This is a genomic window from Agrococcus sp. HG114 (genome assembly GCF_024723325.1).
Classification (GTDB): Bacteria; Actinomycetota; Actinomycetes; order Actinomycetales; family Microbacteriaceae; genus Agrococcus.
Genome location: NZ_JANQCH010000186.1, coordinates 1 through 2,579, shown reverse-complemented (window position 1 = coordinate 2,579; position 2,579 = coordinate 1). Strand labels below are relative to the sequence as shown.

General features: G+C 75.0%; 1 protein-coding gene and 1 pseudogene. One reads left to right on the top strand and one right to left on the bottom strand.

The window, feature by feature from the left end; genetic code table 11:
- The first annotated feature begins 124 nt into the window (after positions 1-124).
- Entirely contained in the window at positions 125-1,921 is a 1,797-nt protein-coding gene (locus NWP09_RS12375) for a DEAD/DEAH box helicase (RefSeq protein WP_258275803.1), read from the top strand.
- Between the two features lie 48 nt (positions 1,922-1,969).
- Here NWP09_RS12375 and NWP09_RS12370 read toward each other — a convergent pair.
- Positions 1,970-2,579: pseudogene (locus NWP09_RS12370) on the bottom strand (hypothetical protein); the annotation flags it as partial.

Genomic DNA, 2,579 nt, shown 5'->3' with positions numbered 1-2,579 from the left:
CGCCGGGCGCGTCAGGTGGGTATAAGAGCCAGGCCGTCGCCCGGCACGCCGGGCAGGGCGGGCGGCAGCTGCCGCGCGACACGCGCCCGGCCGGCCGTGGGCGCCGCCGCCTACGATGGAGCGAGTGACCAGCCAGCCGATCGCGCGCCCCGAGGGCCCCGCAGTCGGCGGCCACTTCGGCTCCTGGGCGGCCGATCACCTGCCGCCGCTCTACCCCGAGCGCGCCCCGTGGGGCACCGCGCAGCCGCTGCGCGCGTGGCAGCAGGAGGCGCTCACGCAGTACTTCGAGACCGAGCCGCGCGACTTCCTCGCCGCCGCGACCCCGGGCGCCGGCAAGACGACCTTCGCCCTCCGCCTCGCCTCCGAGCTGCTGCGCCGCGGCAGCGTGCAGCGCATCACGGTCGTCGCGCCGACCGAGCACCTCAAGCAGCAGTGGGCCGACGCCGCGCACAAGGCCGGGATCCGCCTCGACCCCGACTTCGCGAACGGCGACGGCGACTACCCCCGGCAGTACCACGGCGTCGTCGTGACGTACGCGCAGGTCGCGGCGCGCGCATCCGTGCACGAGCGCATCACGCGCAGCGCGCCGAGCCTCATCATCCTCGACGAGGTGCACCACGCCGGCGACGCGCTCAGCTGGGGCGACGCGGTGCTCGAGGCGTTCGGGCCCGCGACCCGCCGCCTCTCGCTCACGGGCACGCCGTTCCGCAGCGACACCGCCCCCATCCCGTTCGTCGAGTACGTGCGCGACGAGCGGGGCGTGCGCCTCAGCCAGACCGACTACGCCTACGGCTACGAGCACGCGCTCAAGGACGGCGTCGTCCGCCCCGTCGTGTTCATGGCCTACGCCGGGACGATGCAGTGGCGCACGTCGATGGGCGACGAGATGAAGGCGACGCTCGGCCACGGCGACACGAAGGACATCACGAACGGCGCGTGGCGCACGGCGCTCGACCCGGGCGGCGAGTGGATCCAGCAGGTGCTGCGCTCCGCCGATGTGCGGCTCACGCACGTGCGGCAGACGGTGCCGGATGCGGGGGCCCTGGTGATCGCGACCGACCAGGCCCAGGCGAGGCAGTACGCGCAGCTGCTGCGCGCGATCTCGGGGGAGGAGCCGACCGTCGTGCTCTCCGACGACGCGGGCGCGTCGGACCGGATCGAGGCGTTCTCGAAGGGCACGCAGCGGTGGATGGTCGCGGTGCGTATGGTCTCGGAGGGCGTCGACGTGCCGCGGCTCGCGGTGGGCGTCTACGCGACGAGCTCGGCGACGCCGCTGTTCTTCGCGCAGGTGATCGGCCGCTTCGTGCGCTCGCGCCGCAAGGGGGAGATCGCGACGGTGTTCCTGCCGTCGGTGCCGCCGCTGCTGACGCTCGCGGCCGAGCTCGAGCGGCAGCGCGACCACGCGCTCGACAAGGAGCAGGCCGACGACCAGCTGCTCGAGGACGACCTCATGGCGGCCGCCGAGCGCGGCGACAAGGACGACCGCGAGCCGGCGCCCTTCACGTGGGAGCCGCTCGAGTCGAGCGCGACGTTCGACCGGGTGCTCTTCGGCGACGCGGAGTTCGGGCAGCTCGTCGAGCCCGCGACCGAGGAGGAGCTCGACTTCATCGGCATCCCAGGGCTGCTCGACGCCGAGTCGGTCTCCGAGCTGCTGAAGCGCCGGCACGCGCGGCAGGCCGCGCGCATCCGCGACCGGCCGCCGAACCAGGAGGCGCCCGAGCCGCTCTACCGCAGCATGCGCGAGGAGCGGCAGCTGCTCAACTCGCTCGTCGCGATCGTCGCGAAGCGGCGGGGCGAGGCGCACGCGCTCGTGCACGCCGAGGCCCGCCGCGTGTGCGGCGGGCCGCCCGTCGCGCAAGCCTCGATGCAGCAGCTGCGCGACCGGATCCACTACCTGCGCCGGGTCGTCGACCGCCGCTGAGCGTGGTGCTCCGCCCCGCGACGCGTCAGCGCGAGCAGCGGCGACGCATCAGCGCCAGTCGAGCACGGTGATCACCGCGTCGCCGACCTCCGCGCCCGCGGCGACCGCTGCCTCGTCGGCGCCCATCGGCGGCTCGTCGGGGATCACGCGCCACCAGAGCTTGACGTCGTAGGTGCCGTCCGCGCGGACGAGGCCGTGCTCGCCGCCCTCGTCCCAGCCGTTCGCCGCCACCCACTGCTCGAGCTGTGCTTCCGCTGCCGCGCCGTCGCGCACGACCGCGACCGACGCATCTGCGTAGCCGCGCTCGCCGTCGGTCGGGTGCCGGTAGCTCACGCCGCAGCGAACGTCGAGGCCGTCGATGAGGTCGGCGGGCGCGAAGGTCGCGCTCGGCGCCGACTGCCGCAGCTGCTCGGCCGGGGTGCCCTCCCACGACCAGCCGCTCGTCCCGAACTGGGCGAGCACGAAGTCGTCGCCGCAGTAGTCGACGTCCGCGGCGTCGGCGTCCGTCGGTGCGCCGGGGTCCGCGGATGCGCCGGTGCCGGCGGAGGCGCCCGGGTCCGGTCGGGCGCTCGGGTCCGTCCCGCTCGTCGCGTCGGTCGTGGCGCGAGGCGCCTCCGGTGCGGAGGGCGCGGTGCTCGCGCTGGGAGCAGGCGAGGCC